The sequence below is a fragment of the Cellvibrio sp. ARAG 10.3 genome, from assembly GCF_051846955.1.
Lineage (GTDB): Bacteria > Pseudomonadota > Gammaproteobacteria > Pseudomonadales > Cellvibrionaceae > Cellvibrio.
Map to the genome: position 1 here is coordinate 98575 of NZ_JBPYCU010000014.1, position 24614 is coordinate 123188.

18 protein-coding genes are annotated in these 24614 nt (G+C 53.1%); 8 read left to right on the forward strand and 10 right to left on the reverse strand.

The genetic code is table 11. From position 1 onward, the window contains the following. Nucleotides 1-204: 204 nt before the first annotated feature. From ACSV5M_RS16465 to ACSV5M_RS16475, 3 genes are all read left to right on the forward strand, one after another. Complete coding sequence (locus tag ACSV5M_RS16465) at nt 205-2847, forward strand: glycoside hydrolase family 9 protein (RefSeq protein ID WP_439177443.1); 2643 nt, start codon at nt 205-207, stop codon at nt 2845-2847. A gap of 32 nt (nt 2848-2879) precedes the next feature. Further along, nucleotides 2880-3173, forward strand: coding sequence for a hypothetical protein (locus ACSV5M_RS16470; protein ID WP_439177445.1), 294 nt, complete (start codon nt 2880-2882; stop codon nt 3171-3173). Between the two features lie 152 nt (nt 3174-3325). Beyond that, on the forward strand, nt 3326-4930 hold the full coding sequence (locus ACSV5M_RS16475) for a cellulase family glycosylhydrolase (protein WP_439177446.1): 1605 nt from the start codon (nt 3326-3328) through the stop codon (nt 4928-4930). 83 nt (nt 4931-5013) lie between these two features. Here ACSV5M_RS16475 and ACSV5M_RS16480 read toward each other — a convergent pair whose 3' ends face one another. From ACSV5M_RS16480 to ACSV5M_RS16505, 6 genes are all read right to left on the reverse strand, one after another. After that, nucleotides 5014-6039, reverse strand: coding sequence for an alpha/beta hydrolase fold domain-containing protein (locus ACSV5M_RS16480; protein WP_439177447.1), 1026 nt, complete (start codon nt 6037-6039; stop codon nt 5014-5016). Nucleotides 6040-6164: 125 nt separating this feature from the next. After that, nucleotides 6165-7124, reverse strand: coding sequence for an alpha/beta hydrolase (locus tag ACSV5M_RS16485; protein WP_439177448.1), 960 nt, complete (start codon nt 7122-7124; stop codon nt 6165-6167). Nucleotides 7125-7360: 236 nt separating this feature from the next. Then, entirely contained in the window at nt 7361-9250 is a 1890-nt protein-coding gene (aceF, locus tag ACSV5M_RS16490) for a dihydrolipoyllysine-residue acetyltransferase (RefSeq protein WP_439177449.1), read from the reverse strand. An 84-nt stretch (nt 9251-9334) separates the two neighbouring features. Beyond that, complete coding sequence (aceE, locus tag ACSV5M_RS16495; protein ID WP_439177450.1) at nt 9335-11986, reverse strand: pyruvate dehydrogenase (acetyl-transferring), homodimeric type; 2652 nt, start codon at nt 11984-11986, stop codon at nt 9335-9337. A 351-nt stretch (nt 11987-12337) separates the two neighbouring features. Then, the gene (locus tag ACSV5M_RS16500; protein WP_439177451.1) at nt 12338-15259 is read right to left on the reverse strand and encodes an insulinase family protein; all 2922 of its coding nucleotides are present in this window, start codon (nt 15257-15259) and stop codon (nt 12338-12340) included. 63 nt (nt 15260-15322) lie between these two features. Then, the gene (locus tag ACSV5M_RS16505; RefSeq protein ID WP_439177453.1) at nt 15323-15604 is read right to left on the reverse strand and encodes a sulfurtransferase TusA family protein; all 282 of its coding nucleotides are present in this window, start codon (nt 15602-15604) and stop codon (nt 15323-15325) included. Between the two features lie 165 nt (nt 15605-15769). Here ACSV5M_RS16505 and ACSV5M_RS16510 point away from each other — a divergent pair, with 165 nt between their 5' ends. Beyond that, nucleotides 15770-17215: a M48 family metalloprotease gene (locus tag ACSV5M_RS16510; RefSeq protein WP_439177455.1), complete on the forward strand. Its 1446-nt coding sequence runs from the start codon at nt 15770-15772 to the stop codon at nt 17213-17215. 12 nt (nt 17216-17227) lie between these two features. On the opposite strand, the gene ACSV5M_RS16515 is transcribed toward ACSV5M_RS16510, so the two are convergent. The 4 genes from ACSV5M_RS16515 to ACSV5M_RS16530 all read right to left on the reverse strand — a co-directional run bounded on the left by ACSV5M_RS16515 (nt 17228) and on the right by ACSV5M_RS16530 (nt 21440). Next, nucleotides 17228-19354: a putative bifunctional diguanylate cyclase/phosphodiesterase gene (locus ACSV5M_RS16515; protein ID WP_439177456.1), complete on the reverse strand. Its 2127-nt coding sequence runs from the start codon at nt 19352-19354 to the stop codon at nt 17228-17230. Nucleotides 19355-19603: 249 nt separating this feature from the next. Further along, nucleotides 19604-19822, reverse strand: coding sequence for a SlyX family protein (locus ACSV5M_RS16520; RefSeq protein ID WP_439177458.1), 219 nt, complete (start codon nt 19820-19822; stop codon nt 19604-19606). 11 nt (nt 19823-19833) lie between these two features. After that, nucleotides 19834-21033: a serine hydrolase domain-containing protein gene (locus ACSV5M_RS16525; protein WP_439177460.1), complete on the reverse strand. Its 1200-nt coding sequence runs from the start codon at nt 21031-21033 to the stop codon at nt 19834-19836. After that, nucleotides 21030-21440: a c-type cytochrome gene (locus tag ACSV5M_RS16530; RefSeq protein WP_439177462.1), complete on the reverse strand. Its 411-nt coding sequence runs from the start codon at nt 21438-21440 to the stop codon at nt 21030-21032. Before ACSV5M_RS16530 ends, ACSV5M_RS16525 begins: the two co-directional genes overlap by 4 nt. Nucleotides 21441-21569: 129 nt before the next feature. Here ACSV5M_RS16530 and yciH point away from each other — a divergent pair, with 129 nt between their 5' ends. The 4 genes from yciH to ACSV5M_RS16550 all read left to right on the forward strand — a co-directional run bounded on the left by yciH (nt 21570) and on the right by ACSV5M_RS16550 (nt 24472). Beyond that, nucleotides 21570-21896, forward strand: coding sequence for a stress response translation initiation inhibitor YciH (gene yciH, locus ACSV5M_RS16535; protein WP_439177463.1), 327 nt, complete (start codon nt 21570-21572; stop codon nt 21894-21896). Nucleotide 21897: 1 nt separating this feature from the next. Next, nucleotides 21898-22131, forward strand: coding sequence for a DUF3820 family protein (locus tag ACSV5M_RS16540; protein ID WP_439177465.1), 234 nt, complete (start codon nt 21898-21900; stop codon nt 22129-22131). Between the two features lie 89 nt (nt 22132-22220). Further along, nucleotides 22221-22751, forward strand: coding sequence for an energy transducer TonB (locus ACSV5M_RS16545; protein ID WP_439177466.1), 531 nt, complete (start codon nt 22221-22223; stop codon nt 22749-22751). Nucleotides 22752-22882: 131 nt separating this feature from the next. Further along, nucleotides 22883-24472 (forward strand): ABC-F family ATPase, encoded by a 1590-nt coding sequence (locus ACSV5M_RS16550; RefSeq protein ID WP_439177468.1) that lies wholly within the window; start codon nt 22883-22885, stop codon nt 24470-24472. The last annotated feature ends 142 nt before the right edge of the window (nt 24473-24614 follow it).

Genomic DNA, 24614 nt, shown 5'->3' on the forward strand with positions numbered 1-24614 from the left:
AAACACCAAAGCCGAGATGATGTGGTTTTAAACGAGTTGTAAGTCGATGCAGTGTGTTTAACCGGCCTTATCCATTACCCCGTGGTGCGGCCGGTTGTTTTTTCACACCCTGATTGCATTGCCCAAGTATTTTCCTGCGACGGAGCACCCGCTACTCCCGCTCCCTCCAATCCACATAAAAAAAATGAAGTGAGGACACTTCCAATGACTCAAGCTCCCCAAACAAAGAAACCGGCATATTCCCAACGTTCGTTAACATCCCGCTTGAACACAGGCACCCCCAAGATTCTGACCCGCGCCATCAGCGCCGTAGTGTTATCCGGTCTGGTGGCAGGCAGCGCCTGGGCAGCGGTAGGTAACCCGCGCGTTAATCAGGTGGGTTATTTGCCCAACAGTGCCAAAGTAGCTACCTATAGCAGCGACACCATGGCAGCCCTGCCTTGGGAACTACGCCGTAATGGCACCCTCATCACCAGCGGCATGACAGTGCCGCGCGGCATTGATGCTGCCTCCGGTGATACCGTCCATCATATCGACATCAGCGGTGTAACGACTGAGGGCGAGGGTTATAAACTCTACGTTGGCAACGATGAGAGCTACTCCTTTGAGATCGCCGCGGATGCCTTTAGCGGCGCGCTCTACGACTCCATCAAATACTTCTACCACAACCGCAGCGGCATCGCGATTGAGACGGCCTACACCGGCGGCGGCAACACCAGTTACGCACCAAATGCCCAATGGGCACGCCCCGCAGGCCACTTAAACATGGGCGCCAATAAAGGCGACTATGATGTGCCCTGCTGGACCGGTACCTGTAATTACAGCCTGGATGTGACCAAAGGCTGGTATGACGCGGGTGACCATGGGAAATATGTGGTTAACGGTGGGATCTCCGTGTGGAAACTGCTCACGATGTACGAACGCGCCTTGCACCTGAGCAACAACGCCAGTGCATTCGCTGACGGCACACTGAACATTCCAGAAAGCGGCAATGGCGTGCCTGACATCCTCGACGAAGTGCGCTGGCAGATGGAGTTCATGCTCTCCATGCAGGTTCCCCAGGGCCAGGCCAAGGCCGGCATGGTGCACCACAAGATGCACGACGTAGGCTGGACCGGTTTACCCTTGGCACCCCATGAGGACAGCCAGAACCGCGCGCTGGTACCACCCAGCACCGCAGCAACCTTGAACGTAGCCGCCACTGCCGCACAGTGCGCACGCTTGTGGCAAAACATCGATGCCGCTTTTGCCAGCACCTGTTTGACCGCGGCGGAACGCGCTTGGGATGCGGCGCAGCAAAACCCCAATGACCTCTATAGCGGCAACTATGATAACGGCGGCGGCGGTTACGGTGACCGGTACGTCGCCGACGAATTTTTCTGGGCAGCAGCAGAGCTATACATCACCACCGGTGACAGTAAGTACCTCCCGACTATCCAGAACTATGAAATCGAGCGTACCGATTTTGGTTGGCCAGACACTGAATTGCCGGCTTTGATTTCTCTCGCCACAGTACCAGCCAGCCATACGGCAAGTTTGCGCGCAACCGCGCGGCAAACCATCGTCCAGATTGCTGATATTCATATGGGCGTGATCGACAGCACCGGTTATCTCACACCCCATACTGAAGAGGAATATTACTGGGGCTCCAACAATGGTGTGGCCAATAAACTGTTCCTGGTCGGCCTGGCTTATGACTTCACTGGCAACGAGGATTACGCCAAGGGCGTCGGCAAAGCGGTGGATTATCTCTTCGGTCGCAACCCCATGTCGTTCTCCTACATCTCCGGCCACGGCGAAAACGCGCTGACTCAGCCGCACCACCGTTTCTGGGCTGGCGCACTCAACAGCGCTTACCCCTGGTTACCGCCTGGCGCCTTCTCCGGTGGACCCAACGCTGGCCTGGAAGATGAAGTGGCCCAGGCTGCCTTGAATGGCTGCCAGACTCGTCCGGCTACTTGCTACATGGATGACATCAACTCCTGGTCCACTAACGAGATCACCATTAACTGGAACTCGGCCCTGGCATGGGTGCTGGCGTTTTATGATGACTACGGCAATGAAGGCGGTGCTTCATCATCGTCATCTTCCAGTCAGGCCAGCTCCAGTCTGCCCAGCAGCTCTTCGTCCAGCGTGAGCAGCGTGCCAGTATCGAGCTCTTCCAGCAGTAGCGTGCCGGTCAGCTCAAGCAGCTCAAGTTCAGTGGTCTTCAGCTCATCCAGCAGCCTGGCCTCATCGAGCAGCTCCAGCACGCCCACCGGTCAACAATGTAACTGGTATGGCACCTTGTATCCGCTGTGTGTCACCACCCAAAGCGGTTGGGGATGGGAGCAAAACCGCAGCTGTATTTCACGCAGCACCTGTAGCTCGCAGCCAGCGCCCTGGGGCATTGTTGGCGGAGGTACCTCCAGTTCCAGTCCTGCCAGCTCCAGTCCCTCATCCAGCTCCAGCCCTGCATCCAGCAGTTCCAGCTCGGCACCAGCGTCCAGCAGCAGCTCCAGCCTGGTCGCGAGCAGTGCATCATCCAGCTCTGCACCGAACGGAAGCGGCAGTTGCGAATACGTGGTGACCAACCAGTGGAACAACGGATTTACCGGTGCGATCCGCATCACCAACAACGGCAGTTCGCCCATCAACGGGTGGAGTGTGAGCTGGAGTTACAACGACGGTTCACGCATTACCAACAGTTGGAATGCCAACCTGTCCGGCAGCAACCCTTACAGTGCCAGTAACCTGGGCTGGAACGGCACCCTGCAACCGGGCCAAACCGCTGAGTTTGGTTTCCAGGGCACCAAAGGCGGCAGCGCAGCATCTGTGCCGGTCGTCAGTGGAACGCCTTGCAACTAAACCTGGTTAAACCCTGAAGCCTTGTCTTGGCGATGGATAACAACTTATTCATCGCGAAGATTTTGCTGTTAATTTTTTGTGCTTTGCGTGATTCGATGACGGAGGTTTCCACCATGTATCGTTCCCAATTGATCCATTGTTTGAAGCTGGCTTTTTTCCCCGTCATCGCTTGTATCCTGCTTGCTGGTCACGCCAGTGGCCAGGCGCCGACACGTATTATGTCGCCGGGTAATGCTATTACAGCGTCATCGGGCTGTGGGAGCGCTAAGGATATCCACTCCCGGTGTCATTTGCTTGTCAAGGAACTCAATCAGTTAAAACAATAACGACCTGTTGATGTACCACTCCAACACCGTCCGACGCTGGCTAAAACCAGCATCGAGCAGTGATAAAAATCACCGTCGTCGCGCTTGGGGTTTCAGCGCAGGGTGTATAACAAAGCTGTAATAACTCCAATAAGGCATACAGGAGAATAACAATGATAGCGTTAAAAAAAATCTTCGGCTTTTCGGGCGCAATGCTCGTTTTATTTTGCGCGCTGGTGCAACAGGCAAACGCGCAAACCAGTTGCAGTTATCGTATTACCAATGAATGGAATACCGGGTACACCGGTGCAATTACGATCAGCAACACGGGTTCCAGTGCGTTAAACGGCTGGAGTCTTAGCTGGCAATACAACAGCAATCGCGTTACCAGTTCGTGGAATACCAACCTCACCGGTAATAATCCTTACACCGCAACGGATTTAGGCTGGAATGGCAACATCCCCGCCGGTGCCAGTGTAGAGATCGGTTTTCAGGTGAATAAAAATGGTGGCAACGCCGAGACGCCCACATTGAATGGTGCAGTGTGTTCCGGTGTCAACAATAATTCTTCCGCAACCAGTGTGAGCAGTTCACCATCAAGCAGCGCATCAAGCCAGAGCGTCGCGCCATCATCCCGTGCAAGCTCTATCAGTTCATCGTCGGCTAACAACACCGCCGGGCAGCAATGTAACTGGTACGGCACTTTGTATCCCCTGTGCGCCAATACGCAAAGCGGTTGGGGCTGGGAGTCAAATCGCAGTTGTATTTCACCCAGTACCTGTAGCTCGCAACCGGCACCTTACGGCATCGTTGGCGGAAATAATTCGTCCAGCAGCTCAAGTGTCGCGACGTCTTCAAGCAGTTCCGCCGGTAACCAGGGTTTTGTCAGTACCCATGGGCAACTGCGTACCAGCGGCAATCAACTGGTTAACAAAAACGGTTCAGCTGTTCAGTTACGCGGGATGAGCTCCCACGGGCTGCAATGGTATGGCGACTACATGAATCTCAGCAGCATCCGCTGGTTGCGCGATGACTGGGGTATTAACGTGATTCGTGCGGCTATGTACACCGCCAGCGAAGGCTACATCGAAAATCCATCAATCAAAAATAAAGTGTTTGAAATTGTCGATGCCGCAATTGCGCTGGATATCTATGTGATTGTCGATTGGCATATTCTCAGCGACGGCAATCCACAACAGTACAAAGCGGAAGCGAAAGCATTTTTCAATGAAGTCGCGCAACGCTATGGCAACACACCCAACGTGATTTATGAAATTGCCAACGAACCCAACGGCGGTGGTGTCACCTGGAATGCGGCGATTCGCCCTTATGCCCAGGAAGTGATTCCGGTGATTCGCAACCATGCACCGAATAGTCTGGTGATTGTCGGCACGGGGACATGGAGTCAGGATGTTACTGATGCAGCAGCCAACCCGGTGAGTTTTCCGAACGTCGGCTATGCCATGCATTTCTATGCGTGCACCCATGGTCAATGGTTACGTGACCGCGTGGACCAGGCACGCGCGCAAGGTGCGATGATTTTCTCGACCGAATGGGGCACCGCCGACGCCACTGGCGATGGCAGTGTGTGTGAAAACGATACCCGCACTTGGATTAATTTCCTGAATCAACGTGGAATCAGCTGGATTAACTGGAGCATTACGCCAAAAGAGGAAGGCACCGCTGCGCTGAACCCCGGCGCCAGCACAACAGGTAACTGGTCCGCCAGTGACCTTTCGCCGTCAGGCACCTTGGTGAAATCACTGATGCGTCAATAAGAACGTAAAGTGACAATAATAAAATACAAAGGGATTTGATAAAAAAATCCCCGCTATTCGGCGGGGATTTTTTTATTTGGCTATCAGTGACACATCATCTTGTAAGCAAATTGCGCATCCAGGAAATTCGCCATCATCGTTGCTGTCGGTTTTGCCCAGGGATAAAACAACCAGAAGCTGTGCGGTGCATCCGAAAATTTCTCAGCATGATAATTAATCTTGGCTTCTTCAAGTCGCTTGATCATCTCCGCCTGCCCCACACTAAACCGTGCCTGTGAACTGTTAATAAATAACACCGGTGGCTTGCCTTTGCTTACGTGATAAATCGGCGAGGCTTCGTGCCATAAAGCAGTTTTTGTCGCATAGTTTCCGCCAAACCATTGACCAGCCGATGAGGGATTTTTGCGCGGGTCATCTTCATATTTACGCGCTTCTTCCGACGTAAAATCCGACAAGCCATCAATATTAATCACGGCTTGCACATCACTGGTAAAGAGGCTTTTCGTCGCCTGCGGATCAAATTTTACATCACCGTTTGTCATGCCGACCAAGGCCGCGATTTGTCCACCTGCGGAACCACCGGCCACAGCAATTCGTTCCGGATTGACACCATAGGTTTTTGCATTTTCACGCAACCAACGAACCGCCGCCTTCACATCGTGAATCGCAGCAGGATATTCAGCTTCCGGTGATAAACGATAACTGATGGTCGCCGTCACATAACCGCGCAACGCCAGTTGATGGGCCAGGGGCATCATGTTTTCGCGGTAACCGGCCCGCCAGCCACCACCGTGCACCAACACGATAGCCGGTCGTTGATCCGCCATCGTGGGTTCGGGCGCATAGAGGTCCAACTGCAATTCCCGCGCGCCGTAGTTAACATAGGTCAGGTTTTTAAATGCAAGAATGCCTTCCGGCAATTTGCCGTCCAGCATGCGCATCTGCGGAAAATCCTTCACATATTTGGTGTAGGTTTCAGCCGGAGTGTAGGTATTTTGAGGGTCATTGATCGAAGTAATGGGTGCGGTGGTTGAACAACCGACCATGAACGCCAGCATAAAGCCGCCAGCCAGAGTGAAGACAACGGTAACGCAATGCCGAAGGATCATAGGGACTATCTCTTATTGTTGACCGATTACTGGAACCGGAGACAATAAAGCACCAAGCGCCATAAAACCAGCCGACTTTCTGTAAAGCGAGATGTAAAGCCAGCCGGGGCAGCTATAGATAATGCCTAATGACAGGTCATGCGGTACTTGAATTGCAGATCCAGAAAATCCGCCGTGATATTGGCCGCCGGACTCACCCAAGGCTCAAATAACCAGAAAGCATGGGAGCTGCCGGGGATTTCCCCCACCCGATGCGGCACCCGAAAGTGCTCCAAACGCCGGAGCATTTCATCCTGCCCGGCACGATAGCCCGGCTCGCCGCTATTCAGCAACAATACCGCCGGCATCCCTTTACGAACGCGGTTCATCGGAGATGCCTGATGCAGCAAAGCCTCCCGCTGAACCGCCCCTCCCCCAAGCCAATACCCGATCGGATCAGCCTGCCCGGTCTCACTTTTCAGCGTCACCGGATCAAGCTGCCAAGGACCATCAAGATTGAGAATAACCTGCACCTCAGCCGCCCCAACCGCCGTCAATCCGCCCAAAGCCGCAACCACCCCACCCGCGCCAGCCCCACCTAATGCAATATGTGAAGCATCTATCCCATAAGATTCCGCATGCTCACGCATCCAGCGAACAGCCACCTGGGCATCCTCCACCGCCGCTGGGTAAGGCGCCTGCGAAGCCAAACGATAATCGATGGTAGCCACCACATAACCGCGCAGCGCAAGCTCTAATGCAAACGGAACAAGATGCTCACGCTGTCCATCAACCCAATCACCGCCATGCACCAAAACGATACCTGGGCGCAACTCATCCATCGTCGTCCCCGGCGCATACACATCCAACTGCAAATCACCCGTACCTCGTTGGACATACGTCAGATTTTTAAACTCAGCAATACCCTCCGGCACAACACCACTGGCCAGCTCGATGTAGGGATACTGTTTTACTTGTTGACGGAAGATATCATCAGCGGTGTAGTGAGATTGATGCGGCACGGCAGCGCATGCAGCCAAAAATACAGCTAGCAACATCAGAAAGAGCAAACGCGCATTCAAGAATTTTTTCGTTTCGACACTCATTGCAGAAACCCTTGGTTGTTATTTTTATTGATGTATCTTTCAGGAGTTCAATAGAGCATTAAAGTTCAGGCAGATGAAGTTAACGGATCACATTCTGTGTAATAAAAAATGAACAATGAAACAATTTTTCAGCAATAAAAAAGCCAGCAACGATGCTGGCTTTTTCACTACCAATTTATGCACTCGCACAATGCGAGTTTGGCGTTAGGGCTTTTGTTTCGAAACCCTATCAACTACTACAGCACCAAACGCCGAATATCCGCAATAACACTCGTCAGGAACGTAAAGAACCGACCAGCATCCGCACCATTCACCGCACGATGGTCATAAGACAAAGAAATCGGCAGCATATTGCGCGGCACAAACTCCTTACCATTCCACACTGGCTTGATCTGCGCACGAGACACACCCAGGATCGCCACTTCCGGTGCATTCACCATAGGCGTAAAACCACTACCGCCCATCGCACCCAGGCTAGAGATAGTAAAACAACCACCCTGCATCTCTGCCGGCATCAACTTACCATCGCGCGCCTTCTTGGCCAGCACGTTAATCTCATCCGCCAGTTCCCACAGGCCTTTCTTGTCCACATCGCGCACAACCGGTACCAGCAGGCCAATTGGCGTATCAACTGCCACACCGATATGCACATAGTTTTTCTGCACAATGTGCTCGCCGTCATGATGCATGGATACGTTGAAACTCGGCTCAGCGCGCAATGCGGCAGCACAGGCTTTCAACAGGAACGGCAAGGGCGTTAATTTACTGCCGCGCTTCTCCGCTTCCGCTTTCAGGCCGGTACGGAAAGCTTCCATCTCGGTGATATCGACGTCATCCCACTGGGTCACGTGGGGAACGTTCAACCAATTGCGGGTCATGTTTTCAGCGGTGAGCTTTTTGATCTTGCTCATCTTGACCATTTCAATCTCACCGAACTTGGCGAAATCAACCGCTGGCACACGCGGAATACCTGAACCACCGCCTACCGATGCGCCGGACTGGACGCTGGCAACAATGTTTTTCACATAGTTGCGCACATCATCTTTCAGCAGGCGACCACGGGGACCGGTTCCAGGCACCTTGGCCAAATCCACGCCCAATTGACGGCCCAACTTGCGCACTGCCGGACCGGCGTAAACATCACCACTGTTTACTACCGCTTCAGCTTTTGCAGGCGCTGCCGCCGGGGCAGGTTTTGGGGTTTCCGCTTTAGGTGCCGGCGCACTGGTTTCCGCTTTGGCCGGTGCAGCAGCTTGTGCTGGTGCAGCGCCGCCTGAGGTCGTCATCACACCGATAACCGAACCTTGCGATACCTTGTCACCCACTTTCACTGCGATACTGACGATCTTGCCCGATGCAGTAGCCGGTACTTCCATAGACGCTTTATCAGTCTCAAGGACGATCAGGGAATCGCCTTCCGCTACGTCGTCGCCCGCCTTCACTGTCACTTCAATCACGTCAACATTTTCTGCGCCGCCGATATCCGGGACCGTGATGGTAAGTTCACTGCTGCCCGCTGAGGCGGCAGGTGTCACTGCGGCGGGCGCAGGCGCTGCGGCCGCTTCTGCGCCGCCACTGACAGCCACAACACAAATAGCTGAGCCCTGGGAAACCTTATCGCCCACCTTCACGGAGATACTGAGGATCTTACCGGACGCGGTAGCGGGCACTTCCATAGAGGCTTTGTCGGTTTCCAGCACAATCAGGGAATCGCCTTCGGCGACTTCATCACCGGGCTTGACGCTGACTTCAATCACATCCACATTTTCTGCGCCGCCGATATCCGGCACCGCAATGGTAATTTCACTGGTCGCAGCAGATGCCTTGGCCGGAGCCGGGGCGGCAGCGGGTGCTTTGGCAGCAGGAGCCGGAGCGGCCTCGGCAGCACCTTCTGCTTCAACCTCGATCAGTACATCATCCTGCGAAACCTTATCTCCCTCTTTCACCTTGATAGCGACAACTTTACCCGCTTTATCGGCAGGAATTTCCATGGATGCTTTGTCCGTTTCAAGCACGACGATGGAATCTCCTTCGGCAATTACATCGCCTACTTTCACGGAGATCTCAATTACATCGACGCCTTCCGCACCACCGATATCGGGCACTTTAATGGTTTGAATTGCCACTGTAACTCCTCACTTTCTGCAAATTCGATCAACTGTTATTCAATGCGAATACAAGAACGCCCTCTTTGTAAGAGGGCGTTGGATTTACACGCTCATCGGGTCCGTTTTTTCCGGATCAATCCCGAATTTCTTGATGGCCTTGGCGACAACGTCGGCTTTGATCTTGCCTTCATCGGCCAGTGACTTGAGCGCGGCGATAACCACAAAATAACGATTCACTTCAAAGAAATGACGCAATTTCGCGCGAGAATCACTGCGGCCGAAACCTTCTGTACCCAATACGGTGTAGGTGCCGGGAACAAATGCACGCAATTGTTCGCTGTAGGTTTTCAGATGGTCTGTTGCAATAATTTTCGGGCCGTCACGACCTTCCAGAAGCTCGGTAATGTATGCCTTACGCGGCGCTTCGGTCGGGTGCAGCAAATTCCAGCGCGTGGCACGCTGACCATCGCGGGTCAACTCGTTCACGCTGGTGACACTCCACACATCCGCTTCCACATCAAAGTCGTTGCGCAACAATTCTGCTGCTGCACGCACTTCGTTGAGGATGGTACCGGCGCCCATCAACTGCACGCGATTTTTCTTTTTGCTCTTGCCTTGTTCAAGCAAGTACATCCCTTTAATGATGCCTTCCTGCGCCCCTTCCGGGAGATCCGGGTGCTGATAGTTTTCGTTCATCAAGGTGATGTAGTAGAAACAATTTTCCTTGTCGTGATACATGCGCTTGATGCCGTCCTGGATGATCACTGCCAACTCGTAGGCGTAGGTCGGATCGTAGGTACGACAATTGGGAATGGTATTCGCCATTACATGGCTGTGGCCATCCTGGTGTTGCAGACCCTCACCGTTCAGTGTGGTACGGCCAGCGGTTGCACCCAGCATAAAGCCGCGCGCTTGTGAATCACCGGCAGCCCAGGCCAGGTCACCGATACGCTGGAAACCGAACATGGAGTAATAGATGTAGAACGGAATCATGGGCACACCATGATTGCTGTAGGAGGTTGCGGCTGCAATCCAGGATGACATGGAGCCGGCTTCGTTGATGCCCTCTTCCAGAATCTGACCGTTTGATGATTCATGGTAAGACATCATCTGGCCCGCATCATGGGGGACGTATTTCTGACCTTCGGATGAATAAATACCGATGGTTTTAAACATACCTTCCATACCAAAGGTACGCGCTTCGTCCGGCACAATCGGCACAATGTTTTTGCCGATTTGTTTGTCTTTTACCAACGACGACAAAATACGCACAAAACTCATCGTGGTAGAAATTTCACGCTCACCAGTAGACTTGAGCTGTGCAGCAAATGCATCCAGATCCGGTGTTTGCAGCGGTTCAAAATCTGACTTACGCGCAGGCAAATAACCTTTCAGCGTCTGGCGACGGGCGCGCAAATATTGCATCTCCGGGCTGTCTTCGGACGGACGGTAGTAAGGTAATTTGGGAAGGTCTTCGTCGCTGATAGGCAATTCAAAACGGTCGCGGAATTTCTTGAGGCTTTCAATATCGAGGGACTTTACGGAGTGCGTCTTGTTAATCGCTTCACCGGATGCACCCATGCCATAACCCTTGACGGTTTGCGCCAGGATAACGGTGGGTTGGCCCTTGGTATTTACCGCTTGATGATAAGCGTTATACACCTTGCTCGCGTCGTGGCCGCCGCGTGCCAGATGCAGGATTTCGTCATCGGACATATCGCTTACCAATTCAAGCAGCTCCGGGTATTTGCCGAAGAAATGCTCGCGGGTGTAAGCGCCGCCGTTGGCTTTGTAATTTTGCATCTCGCCATCGACGACTTCGTCCATGCGCTTCTGCAATAAACCGCTCTTGTCTTTTTCGAGCAGGCGATCCCAACTGCTACCCCACAGCACCTTGATGACATTCCAGCCAGCACCACGGAACACACCTTCGAGCTCCTGAACAATCTTGCCGTTGCCGCGCACCGGGCCATCGAGACGTTGCAGGTTACAGTTGATGACAAAGATGAGGTTGTCGAGCTTTTCGCGGGTTGCCAGCGAAATTGCACCCAGGCTTTCCGGCTCATCACATTCACCGTCACCTAAAAACGCCCAGACTTTACGATCAGTTTCCGGTACCAGACCACGGGCTTCCATGTAACGGATAAAGCGCGCTTGATAAATAGCCTTGATTGGGCCCAAGCCCATGGACACCGTCGGGAATTGCCAGTAATCCGGCATCAACCAGGGGTGCGGATAAGAAGAAAGTCCACCGCCATCAACTTCGCGGCGGAAATTGTCCAGATGTTGTTCATCGAAGCGGCCTTCGACATAAGAACGAGCATACATACCGGGAGAAACGTGGCCCTGGAAATACACCAGGTCGCCGGGCACATCGCCATCATTACCGCGGAAGAAATGGTTGAAGCCCACATCATAAAGTGTGGCGGATGAAGCAAAAGACGCGATGTGACCACCGAGAGCATCTTCATTATCGTTGGCTTTCATGACCATCGCCATGGCATTCCAACGCACAATGGAACGAATTTTTCGCTCCAGAACCCGATCACCCGGAAACGCAACTTCTTTTTCCGGCGGAATACTGTTGCGGTAAGGAGTCTGGATGGAAGAAGGCTGCGCAATACCTTTATTCACAGCCTTCTCGGACAGCATTTTTAACAGGTATGCGGCGCGCTCTTTGCCACCATGGCGAACAACTGATTCCAAGGCATCCAGCCATTCTTTCGTTTCAATGGCATCGATATCTTCTAGCATTCAAATCTCCTCAACTATGCGCGCTGTGGCACATATAAACGTAGCAACAGTATCAAATAAAGGAATTGGGAAGGGTGTAACCGCAGCTTGTAGTGTCACAGAAGTCATTGATTTCTGTAGGTTTATTGGCGGTTTCGCTCCAGCGTCGGAGCGAAAAAATCCCCGAATTCTTACATATATGGCGTTTTTTTACCAGCCCCGCCCCTCACCACTAACCGGGAGCTGAACAAAGGCGCGGTAAGTAAAAAAGCGTTGCGCATTTTTTGCCCAATCTATTTGCGAGTGCAGACAAGGTTGTCAATTGCAAATTCATACCAAGCAAATTCCATCACCCGAAAAGCACTACATAATTCAGGGATATACCAGACTATCCAGCTGTTGATGGTAGGCTTCAAGATCGTTTAATAAATGAAAGTTTTCCGTGTCAGACATCTTCTGCGACGTCAACCAAAGCCGACGCTGCTTTTCCAGAATGACGCGTTGATAATAAGTATTCAGCGATGCTTCGGTAATGCCCGCAACAGCCGCCGCGATCTGCTGACGCCGATCAAACTCTTCGTCCGCCAACAAAATACTTTCCCAATAAATATCAGCCTGCTCCGTCAAGGTGCGCGCTGGCTTTTTCAAATCGCGCACCAGCGATTGTTTGTTTTCCGCCAGGTTTTTGCCCAGAGTTTTTGCATAATCTGTCAGGAAACTGTCGATCTCTTGCACAATCTGCGCTTCATCCGTTGCAGGCGATTGAACCACGAAAACCATTCCTTCGAGATTACGAATCGGCATGGGAAAAACGCTCACGATGTAGCCCAATTGTTTTTCCGTGCGCAAGCGATCGAAAAAGGCCGGCTGCAACATTTGTTGCAGCAACTTCATATGCGCCGTATCGACGATGCTGGGCTGAAGGCTCTGGATATACAACTGCACCACGCGATCATTGTGGTCGAGCGTATGGCGATATAGCCAGGGCTTTTCCTGTTTTGTCGACAACTGGTAGAGGCGTGCGGCGGGCTGTGGCCTGCCGGTTTTGGTACCGAGCAATTCATACTCTGCCAGGGCCGCCAACTTGATGGCCTCCTGGCGAAACAGATTGCCGTACAGCAATGCTTCCATGGTGCCGTCGCGCAAGAGGCGCGTGGAAAATTGGTGGAACTGCTCCAGGGTTTTACTTTCCAGCCCGTTGATCAGTGCCTCGTTACTCCAATAGGGCTCGTAATGCAGCACCGGTATCTGGCGAGCCAGCACAATATAAGGTGTGTTCTTGTCTTCGTTGCGCCAGTTGCGAATTAATTCCTGTTTGAGGTTAATAAAACGCTCCTGATTAAAACGGCCTTTCCGAATTGCTTTGGCGATCTTGCTCAGCAATAAGCCCTGACGACTGCTGTAGCCATCAATGGAAATATCGAGCCCCCGTGTGTTGGCACGCACGGCGTAATGCAGACCGGCCAAGCTTGCCGGGTAAGAAAACTCATTCAGCTCGTCCATCACCAACGCGGCAAATAATTGTGCTTGTGCGGCACCTTCTGCATTCATCGCCACCAAGGGTAGTTTCAGGCGCAGGTTTATCTTGGCTTTGGGAACATGAAATTGCTGGTCCTGCTTAAACCAGGCTTGGGTTCGCTCGTTGCGGATCACCATTTGTGGCCGATCCGCGATGCGCGGCGCCGCACTTTCGCTGGGCGTAGGCAACAGCAACTGGGATTTAACCGCGAGGCGCGTGGGAATAAAGGCATTCGGCTCCGGAAAATATAATTTCTTGCGCACGCTCGGTTTGATTTCGTATGCTTCAAATTTGATTTTTTCAACAGCGTAGGGCGTCTGATAAAAATGCGTTAATTTATCTGTTTCCACATCCGGGGCGACAAACACTGTCATCACATTATCATCACGCAGATAACTTAATCCTTGCTGGATCAGTTTTTCATCGTAGGCGGTATAGAGGTAATCGCCTCGCAATACATCCTGAGGCTGATAAATGTGCATCACGTACGCCAGGTTTTTTACCGTATCTATAGGTGGACTTTGTTCATGGAAGCGAAAGTCAATATCGGCCAGCTCTTTCAGCTCGTTGTAGCGCCAATCCTTTAGACCGCGCGCTTGCAGCTGTTCAATCATGTAAAACATCAAAGGCACAATTTGATCCCGTGCGCGGGTACCCTTCTCGGTCAGTTGTATAGTGATCTGGAAGAACGCATCGTGTCGCGTGCTGGCCCCGACGCCGGCACTGAGCCCTTCCGCCCAGCCGAGATCTTTTAATAACGACAGGACACTGCCCTTCCCCTCATGACCTAATAAATTGCCAATGTAATGCCAGGGCTTTTTACTGTAGGTTTCCCAGGGATTGGGAATGGGAAAAAGCATGGAGAGTTGGCGCAGCTCTTTTTCCGGTTTAATGCTGACGGCGGCGGGTAAAAAATCTGCCGGGAACAGTGCGGGGTAAGCATCGGGAAGCTCGCGGGGATGGGAGGAAATTGCGCCGAAGCGCCCAACCACCATCTTTTGCAATTCATCCAGCGACTCCTTACCCAACACCACCAGCGTCATCGCATCAGCTGAATAATATTGGCGATAAAAAGCAATCAGATCATCACGCACGGCATCATCTTCCCGATCTGCCAGGGTTTCCTGGCTGCCGACAGAAAATTGTGCCGCCGGGTGTTCCGGATTGAGCAATTCACGATACACATCCAGAATGCGCCGGCCATCATCGTTGATTCGCGCCAGGTACTCTGAATGCACAGCGTTGCGTTCGCGCTCTACATAACCGGCATCAAACAAGGGGGCAATAAAAAATTGTGCAAAACGATCCAGCGCCGGATCAAGATAATCGCTGTCGATATCGAAGAAATAATTGGTGTGCTCCGGTGCAGTAAACGCATTATGGTTTCCACCGTGCTGACTGATAAACGTCTGATACTCACCGGCCTCCGGATATTTTTCGGTGCCCAGAAACAGCATATGCTCAAGGAAATGCGCAAGTCCCTGACGATCCGCCGGATTTTGGTTATGACCAACAAAAACATCCAAGGCTGCCGCCGACTTCTCGGCATCGGCGTCAGATATCAACAAAACCCGCAGCTTGTTTTGCAGCGTAATGTAGCGATACTCGCGATCATCATTTTCACTCTTGATGACATCGACCCTTGCCACCACCGTCGCGCTGTCATCATCCACAGCCAGCTCTTCCTGGGCGGTTACCAAGCCACTGCGCAACAGGCAGGCAGAGCAAAGTAACAACCAGTAAAAATGCCGGGCAAAATGACTTACGCTATTCATTAACACAATTACCTTTCATTGAACGTGCTACGGGAGATGTCACATCACAGGAAACGAAGCGGTTTATTTTTTGCGCAGGACGTACAGATAACTGCCGTCCTTTTCACAAAAGCCTTCTAACCGGTGGCCACTGATCTCTGCAAACGCATAAAAGTCGCGTATCGAACCGGCATCCGTTGCAACGACCCGCAATAATTCGCCGGTGGCCAGGTCCCGCAGGGCCTGCTTTGCGCGCAGGAGCGGCAAGGGACAGCGCAACCCGCTCGCGTCAAGGCTTGTGGCCACAGAACAAGCCATCATCTCTTCATAGGAGATGCGCGGCAGCGATTGATTTGGATCACTCATGTCGATAAAACCCGTTCGTACTGTGAAGCCTGAGCCCCGGTCCGGTTGAACAAAGTTGGCGCATATTAGTCCAATCCCTGTCTATCCGTCGGCCCATAGCCTTTGGCCAGCAAAGACGCTAGAGTAACGGCCGCTATATCGCCACCCGGAGGAGTGCCAACAACTGTGTCTGTGTTTCGCAAAACCTTGCTGATTCCAATGGTTCTCGCAAGCGGCATTACGATGAATGCGGCGGCGGAGATTGAACTTCCGATGTTGGGAGACACCAGCTCCAGCATGATTTCACCCATGCAGGAGCGTGTACTTGGGCAAAAGTGGTTGCGATTGTACCGTAGTCAGGTTCCCACGTCCTCTGATCCCTTGATTATCGATTACCTTGAAAACCTGCTTAATCGGCTGGCCATCCATAGCCAACTGGATAACAAGGACCTGGAACTGGTGCTTGTTCAGAACGATACCCTCAATGCTTTCGCGGTGCCCGGCGGCATCATCGGCGTGCATACCGGCCTGTTGACCTATGCCAGGACCGAAAACCAGTTGGCCGCTGTGTTGGCACACGAATTGGCACACTTAAGCCAGCGCCACTATGCCCGCCAGTTGGAACAACAGAAAAATATGGCAGCGCCCTTTTACGCGGGAATGCTGGCCAGCCTGGTATTGCTGGCCACCAGCGGCTCCAATAGTGATGCGGGCCTGGCGGCTTTGGCCACAACCCAGGCAGCGGCTATTGATGCGCAACTGCGCTTCAGCCGTCAGAACGAACAGGAAGCCGACCGAATCGGCATGCAGACAATGATACAGGCGGGTCTAGATCCCTATGCTGCCTCCGACATGTTTGAGGAAATGCTGCGCGGCAGTCGCTACGGTCGCCGCCCGCCGGAATTCCTGCTGACCCACCCGGTGACGGAAAGCCGTATTTCGGACGCGCGTAACCGTGCCATGCAATACCCGCGCAAACATTATGACGATAACCTTGAATTCCAATTGATGCGCATCCGCATTCGGGTCAGAAGTGAAGAAACGCCGCAATTAGCCGTCAAACGCTTTAAAGGTGAAGTCGAGGGTGAAAGTGCTTCTGCCGATGCCAGCCGCTACGGCCTCGTCCTGGCCTATACAGACGCCCAGCAGTTTGCGGAGGCGCGGGCCACGCTCAAGCCCCTGCTGGAGAAAGATCCCCAGCGTTTGACCTATCTCATCATGGCTAACGATATCGAAGTGGCTGCTCAGAACTACAAGCCTGCATTGAAAGAGCTGGAAGCTTTGCTGGATAAAAATCCCGGTAGCCACCCGGTTATCGTGCGCTATGCTGAAGCGCTGATGAAGGCCGGCGACTATCAGGGCAGCTCCGCAGTACTGGAGCGTTACTCACGGCAACGCACGAAAGATGATTACGTCTGGTACCTGCTGGCTGAGGTATACGGCTTGGCGGGTAATATTCTCGGCGTACACGAAGCGCGCGCGGAATATTTTATTCTCAATGGTGTTTATGATCGCGCGCAAATACAGTTGCGCAATGCGTTGAAACTGGCACAAGGAAATTTCCATCGCACCGCGTTATTGGAAGAACGCTTGAAATACGTAGAGCGTCAGCGGCAAGAGCAGAATTTTTAAACTTATTGAAGATTAATCCAGGGAAATGGAATTGCGCGAAAAATTTTTCGCCCAGTCGGAGCTGCTGACCCATTCATCCACTTTATCCGCGGGCATGGGTCGGCCGATGTGGTACCCCTGGGCATCATCGCAGCCCATCATATCCAGGCGTCGCAATAATTCCTCGTTCTCCACGCCTTCAGCCACCACCCGCAATCCCAGGTTATGTGCGAGATGAATGGTGGAATTGACAATCACCTCATCCTGTTTATCTTCCAGCATGTTGCGTACGAAGGAGTAATCAATCTTTAGCGTTTGCACAGGCAGGCGTTTGAGGTACGCCAGTGATGAATAGCCCGTACCAAAGTCATCAATGGCCAATAACACCCCCAAGTCATGTAACTGATCCAACACCCGCATAGCACGGTGGGGGTCAGTCATGATGGAGCTTTCAGTAATTTCCAGCTCAAGGTATTTGGGTGGTAATTGGTATTGTTGCAGCAGGCGCATAATCTGTTTGGGCATGTTTTCGTCCAGCAAATTACGCGCAGACAAATTTACCGCTACCGTCACCGCCAGCCCCTGATCATGCCACAGCCGACACTGCTCGATACTTTTTTCCAGCACCCAGGCCGTCATCGGATGAATCAGGCTGGTCATCTCAACGATGGGAATAAATTCACCGGGCGGTACAAATCCCAGCTCCGGATGGTTCCAGCGCAACAGTGCTTCAAAACCGTAAAAGCCGTTGGATTCCAGCGAGACTTTGGGTTGGAAGTATAAACACAACTGATCTTCACGAATCGCTCGACCCAGCTCGCCCATCAATGCCAAGCGTTTGGGTGAATGCGGATCGTACTCCGCGTTGTAGAGTGATAGCCCCGACATTTCTGTCTTGGCGCGGTACATCGCCACATCAGCGTAACGCATCATGGTACTGACATCCTGCGCCTGCGTCGGGCACAGGGAAATGCCGATGCTGGCACTGATTTCGGTGCAAAAGCCCTCTACATCAAACTCCTGTCGCAGCGCATCCAGCACCCGATGACCAAACACGATTGCCTGCCGCTGGTTGCGAATACGCGGCAAAAAGATGGCAAACTCATCGCCCCCAAGCCGCGCGATCATGCCCGGCATTTCAGACATTTCTGTCTCCAGTCGCGGGCCGATCAATTGCAGAAGCCGATCACCCACCTGGTGCCCCAGGGTATCGTTGATTTCTTTAAAACGATCCAAATCAATCAGCATCAACGCGCATAAATGGTCGTCTTCGCGATGTTGGATCCAATGATCTATCTCGCGATACAGTTTGACCCGGTTGGGTAATTTGGTGAGCGCATCGTGGGTAGATTGGTATTCGAGGCGGTCTTCGTAACGCTTGCGCGCGGTAATATCTTTGGTGGTCCCCCAGACACGACGCAACAAGCCATTCTCTACCACACCGACACAGGAAATCTGGTAACACAGCCGGCGACCTTTGCGGTCCTCCCGCACAATATCGTGATCAATCAACTGATAATGTTTTTCCACAAAATGGTGGAGATCAAATAAATAATTTTGCGATCCACTGTCGACCAGACCTGAGCCCAGAATCTCGTTGATATCCTCTGCCCCCAGCATACGCACCAGGACTTTATTGCATTCGGACAGCCGTGCACTCTGCGCAATATCCACAACTTGCTGCTCAGTGCTCAAGTTGGTGTCGACAGGCGGAATCATGTCGTAACACCAGATGGCTTCAGAACTGTTAGCGATAAACGCTTTGTAACGCGCCTCGCTTTCTTCCAGGGCGCGCTCTTTTATCAGGTTATCGGTGATATCCGTCATGACCAGCAGCAATCCGCTGACCTGAGCGGCGTCATCCAGGGTAGGAATTTTGTCGACCGTGAACCAGCACTGGGCACCATCGATATGCAGGCTTTCTATGGATTTTAATAACGGCTGGCCCGTACGAATCACTTCCATGATGTCGCCTTCCCGATGCGTCGGGTCATCCCAGAAATGGGCAACCTCAATAAAGTTTTTTCCTGTCGCCGCACCGCCAATCAATTTTTGCGCTAATACATTACTGTCCTTGATCATGCCCCAGCGATCCAGGTACCAAATCGCTGAGCGCATGGAATCCAGCAGTAAATGTAATTCTTTGCGTTGATTTTCCAAGGCGTCCTCTATCGCTTTTGATGCCGGGAACCGCGCTTTGAATAAAGCAACGGTCGAGCCGCAATCCGCTTAGGGTAAAGAATGCTGCACAGCCAGCGTCCGTGGCCATTGATCGCTGATAGCCATAAGTGTAGACAAGAATCCTCGTCCTGCCGGTGAATTGGAAAAATGGGGATTGCGCCAACCGTTGCCGCAGGCGCGCTGTTAGCAAATAGGCGGGAAAGCGTTATTTTTCAGGTAGCCATCGCATCAATAATGCGGCGGGCGATCATCCGCCGGCTGTGCAGTGCCCTGCTCCTCCACGAACAGAGCGTCCTCAAGACGCTGGGCGAGCAGACGCAGTTGTTGCTGTAGTGTCAGGATTTCCTGGTCTTGCTTGGCGACCACCTGATTCAGCTGGGTCAGGGTATCTTCCTGAAACGCGACCCGGGTTTGCAGCTCTATCAATTGCTCTTGCAGTTCGTTCATCGCAGCTCCCCTCAAATGTTCAACACATCCTGATATGCCGCATCAATCAGGCGAATGACACGGCTATCAATCAACAGGCTCTGGCCCATGCGCGAGGTAACGTAACCAAAGCCCAGGTGGTAATCCGGGTCCGCAAAGCCCAGCGCTCCGCCGGCGCCAGGATGACCAAATGCCGATGCGCCACGGCCAAAGCGGCAGTCCGGGCGGCCCTGGGGTAGCATAAATCCGTGACCGAAGCGCAGGCGCAGCCCAAGCACCCGGTCATCCTCGGCGGACAGTTCCCGGGAACACAATTGGGACTGTGCCGCTGACAGGAGTTGCACATCACCCAGTCGGCCACCCTCGGCGAGCGCGCCAAAAATCCTGGCCAGTGCCACCGCATTGGCATGCCCATTGGCCGCCGGGATCTGGGCTTGTCGCCAGGCCGGGCTATTGGTGGCGGTCATAAAACTCACGGGGTTACCGAACGCCCGATTGGTCACGCCCCGCGGGTCGGCTTTCATGATCTTGCCCAGCGCCATGCTGTCTGCACCGTTACTCTGGACAGCCAATCCATTGGGGTTCTTCAGCGGGGCAGTATCCGCCAGAGCGGTCTGCTGGTCCGGAGGTATCCCGAACCGGCAACGAACCCCCAAAGGCTGAGCAACTTCACGCTGAAAATAGTCGTCGAAGCTGGCACAACCGCTAACCCGTTTAACCAGCTCGCCCAAAATCCAGCCGTAGATAAACGGTGAGTAACCTTGCGCGGTGCCTGGTTCCCACCAGGGTTTTAATGCCGCTATCTCCGTTGTCATCTTCTGCCAATCGAAGATGTCTTCATATTCAAGCAAGTTGCGAAACGCTGATAATCCGGTGCGGTGACACATGACCTGGCGAATGGTGATATGACCTTTGTTTTCCTGGGCAAATTCCGGCCAATAATCCGCGACCGGTTTATCCAGATCCAACAGCCCCCGTTCGGCCAATTGCAACACGCACAGAGCCACCAAGGCTTTGCCAACGGAAAAGATATTGACGCAGGTGTCTTCCTGCCAGGTCTGATCAACGACCCCGGCTCCCTGGTTTTGGCGTACACCGGCCCAGATATTCACAACCGGCTCGCCAGAACAGTAGATCGCCAATGCCGCGCCCTGTTCACCCATCTCGGAAAAGTTCTGCGCGAAAGCCTCAACCACCGGCTGCCAGGCCTTGTCCCACTGTCCCTGGATCATCGTGCTTGCCCCTGCGTGTCTTGCTCTGTCTCAACCGGACCGGGAAGGCTGGCAAAGTAATGACTTAACGCCAGGATGTCGTCGTCATCCATACTTTTGGCGACAGAACTCATCATTGGATTTTCCCGGGTTCCGTCGCGAAAAGCGCGCAGCTGATCCGCCAGGTAGGCCTGGGGTTGGCCGGCAATCGACGGATAGGAGGTCACCCGGGAGATTCCCTTGGGTCCATGGCACCCGACGCACATACGCGCTGTCTGGCTTCCCATCTGGATCAGTTGCGCTTCCTGTGACAGGTTTGCGGCCGCAGGCGGCACTTGCTCTGAACAGGCCATTAAGGCCAGCGATATGCCGAGGATACTCGCAGTGCGGGACCCGAGGGACAAAACAGGTAAATTCGTCAGCTTCACATGGCACCCGGTTATTTTGTTCGTGAATAGAAAATCGCGCGGGATTCTAACACTGCTCACCCGGCACGGCTCAAGCCAATTGCGCTATCATCACTGCCCTCGTTAACGCTCGCTCATCGGGAGGACCTTATGAGTAAAAACAGCCGCCTGGTCTATTCCACCGAAACCGGTCGTATCAAGGAAGACAAAAATCCACCTCCCGCCGCGCCACAAGGCGACGGTATTGTGCGGATTCGGCGGGAGATTGCCGGACGAAATGGTAAGGGAGTCACGACGATCAGTGGAATTCCTGCAACTGGCGATGACTTGAAATCCATCGCGAAACAACTCAAACAACTCTGTGGCGGTGGTGGTGCGGTTAAGGACGGCATCATTGAAATCCAGGGCGATCATCGCGACAAGATCAAAGCGGAGCTGGAAAAACGCGGCTTCACCGTCAAACTGGCCGGTGGCTGATATGGACAGCCACCAACCCGATCCACAACTATTGCGCGATCTCGTGACCCAGGCGATGCCCTTTGGCAAATATGAAGGCCGCGTGTTGGCGGATTTGCCGGAGCCCTATCTGGTATGGATGGCCGGAAAAGGATTCCCCAAAGGTAAACTGGGTCAGCAATTGGCCTTACTCTATGAGATCAAGCTGAATGGCCTCGAAGGGTTATTAGCCCCGTTGCGCAAGGCCATTCGCTGATACCGCTCCCTATGTCGCTGGCCTGCTTTTTGCTCTACCTCTGGTAATCATCCCCAATGCCGTTTTTTTGACAGATAGAGGTAGCAAGCATGGATATGGAAACCTTACTGCAGTTGAGTGAAACCTCGCTCAAGATGGGTTTTGGCGCCCTTATCGCCGTGTTCAGCGGTTGGCTGGTACTGCGCCGACAGCACGCACAGCAGCTGTCACCGGGTAATCGCCGCCTGGAAATTCTGGAGAACGTGTCCGCCAATGTAGGGACGGTCAGCCATATCTTCGCCAAATATTCGACGCTGGTGTTGGAGTCCATCCAATTCGGCGAGCAATGGCCCGTGGCGCGCAAGCTGGAGCTGGACGTAGTCAATACCGAACTGGTGACGGAATTCAAAAAGCTGGCGGAGGCCGAAGCCAAGCTGCTGATGCTGGGCGAGAAGAATCTGGAGCGTAGCCTGCGTTTGTACGGCGCACGCATTGCGCTGTTTCGCAAGCAAGTGTATGTGGGCCGCCAGGACATTACCCAGGAGCAAATCACCGCGCTGAAGCAATCTATCCTGCAAGTACGGGAGCAGTTTTATGACATGCTCAGCCGCAAGTATGATCGCCTGCTGGCGAGTGCCTGAGTAACGCCCGCCCCTCTCGGCCCCGGTAATCACCGGGGCCAATTGCCGCAAAAAGTCCCTGTCGTAGCCTCAACTAGGCTAGAATGCCCGCCTTTTAACTCGGCTGTTAGCCTCATCCTGAGACGTTACCTGTGATATCCACCGCTAATATCACCATGCAATTTGGTGCAAAACCCCTGTTTGAAAATGTGTCCGTCAAATTCAATAACGGCAACCGTTACGGCCTGATTGGTGCGAACGGCTGCGGCAAATCCACCTTCATGAAAATCCTCGGTGGCGACCAGGAGCCATCCGCAGGCCAGGTGATGCTGGAACCGGACACGCGGCTCGGGAAACTCAGACAGGATCAGTTTGCTTACGAAGACTTCACCGTCCTCGATACCGTAATCATGGGCCACGACGAACTCTGGCAAGTGAAAGCCGAGCGCGACCGCATCTACAACCAGGCCGAGATGAGCGAAGCGGACGGTATGCGCGTAGCAGAACTTGAAGTCGCTTTTGCAGAGATGGACGGTTACACCGCCGAAGCCCGTGCCGGTGAATTATTACTCGGCCTGGATATTCCCATTGAACAGCATACCGGCCCGATGAGTGCCGTTGCGCCCGGCTGGAAATTGCGTGTATTGCTGGCCCAGGCATTGTTTTCCGACCCGGATGTATTGCTGCTCGACGAACCGACCAACAACCTCGACATCAACACCATTCGTTGGCTGGAAAACGTGCTCAGCCAGCGCAACAGCACCATCATCATTATTTCCCACGACCGTCACTTCCTGAATGCGGTCTGTACCCATATGGCCGACCTGGACTACGGCGAGCTGCGTATTTATCCCGGCAACTATGATGATTACATGACCGCCTCCACCCAGGCGCGGGAAAAACTGCTTAACGAAAATGCCAAGAAAAAAGCACAGATTGCTGAACTGCAAACCTTCGTCAGCCGCTTCTCTGCCAACGCGTCCAAAGCGAAACAAGCCACCTCACGTGCGCGCCAGATTGAAAAAATCCAACTGGAAGATGTTAAGCCTTCCAGCCGGGTCAGCCCTTATATTCGCTTTACGCAAAATAAAAAATTACATCGCCAGGCCGTTACGCTCGACCAGTTGACCAAAGGCTTCGACAAAAACTTGTTCAAGGACCTGAGCATGCAAGTCGAAGCCGGAGAACGCATTGCCATCATCGGCCCCAACGGCGCGGGCAAGACGACCTTGTTGCGCTGCCTCTACGGCGACCTCGCGCCGGACAATGGCACAGTGAAATGGGCTGAACAAGCGGAGATCGGTTATTTCGCCCAGGACCACGCCGCCGATTTTGCGGAAGACAGCAATTTGTTCGACTGGATGAAACAGTGGACCAAAGGTGATGAACAACTGGTGCGCGGTGCACTGGGACGGATGCTGTTTTCCAATGATGACGTTAAGAAAAATGTGAAAGTGTTATCCGGCGGCGAAAAAGGCCGGATGTTGTTCGGCAAACTCAGCTTGATCAATCCGAACGTGATGCTGCTCGATGAACCGACCAACCATTTGGATATGGAGTCGATTGAGGCTTTGAACCTGGCACTGGAAAATTATCCCGGTACGCTGATTTTTGTCAGCCATGACCGTGAATTTGTGTCGTCATTGGCGACGCGGATTATTGATATGCAGCCCAGTGGGTTAATCGATTTTCATGGGAATTATGAGGATTATTTGCGGAGTCAGGGAATTTATACCAGTTAATGTTGCTTATAAAAAAGCCCGCGATTGCGGGCTTTTTTATGCACTGGGACTTCACGAGTTTGGCATTAGGCCTTTTGTTTCGAAACCTTCAAGTCAGGGACGACTTGAAGGAGCTACAGGGATGTATTCATGCGTTTTCGAA

Coding starts and splice junctions, on each gene's coding strand:
- ACSV5M_RS16465 (WP_439177443.1), top strand. CDS start 205: ATGACTCAAGCTCCCCAAACAAAGAAACCGGCATATTCCCAACGTTCG.
- ACSV5M_RS16470 (WP_439177445.1), top strand. CDS start 2,880: ATGGATAACAACTTATTCATCGCGAAGATTTTGCTGTTAATTTTTTGT.
- ACSV5M_RS16475 (WP_439177446.1), top strand. CDS start 3,326: ATGATAGCGTTAAAAAAAATCTTCGGCTTTTCGGGCGCAATGCTCGTT.
- ACSV5M_RS16480 (WP_439177447.1), bottom strand. CDS start 6,039: ATGATCCTTCGGCATTGCGTTACCGTTGTCTTCACTCTGGCTGGCGGC.
- ACSV5M_RS16485 (WP_439177448.1), bottom strand. CDS start 7,124: ATGAGTGTCGAAACGAAAAAATTCTTGAATGCGCGTTTGCTCTTTCTG.
- aceE (WP_439177450.1), bottom strand. CDS start 11,986: ATGCTAGAAGATATCGATGCCATTGAAACGAAAGAATGGCTGGATGCC.
- ACSV5M_RS16500 (WP_439177451.1), bottom strand. CDS start 15,259: ATGAATAGCGTAAGTCATTTTGCCCGGCATTTTTACTGGTTGTTACTT.
- ACSV5M_RS16505 (WP_439177453.1), bottom strand. CDS start 15,604: ATGAGTGATCCAAATCAATCGCTGCCGCGCATCTCCTATGAAGAGATG.
- ACSV5M_RS16520 (WP_439177458.1), bottom strand. CDS start 19,822: ATGAACGAACTGCAAGAGCAATTGATAGAGCTGCAAACCCGGGTCGCG.
- ACSV5M_RS16525 (WP_439177460.1), bottom strand. CDS start 21,033: ATGATCCAGGGACAGTGGGACAAGGCCTGGCAGCCGGTGGTTGAGGCT.
- yciH (WP_439177463.1), top strand. CDS start 21,570: ATGAGTAAAAACAGCCGCCTGGTCTATTCCACCGAAACCGGTCGTATC.
- ACSV5M_RS16540 (WP_439177465.1), top strand. CDS start 21,898: ATGGACAGCCACCAACCCGATCCACAACTATTGCGCGATCTCGTGACC.
- ACSV5M_RS16545 (WP_439177466.1), top strand. CDS start 22,221: ATGGATATGGAAACCTTACTGCAGTTGAGTGAAACCTCGCTCAAGATG.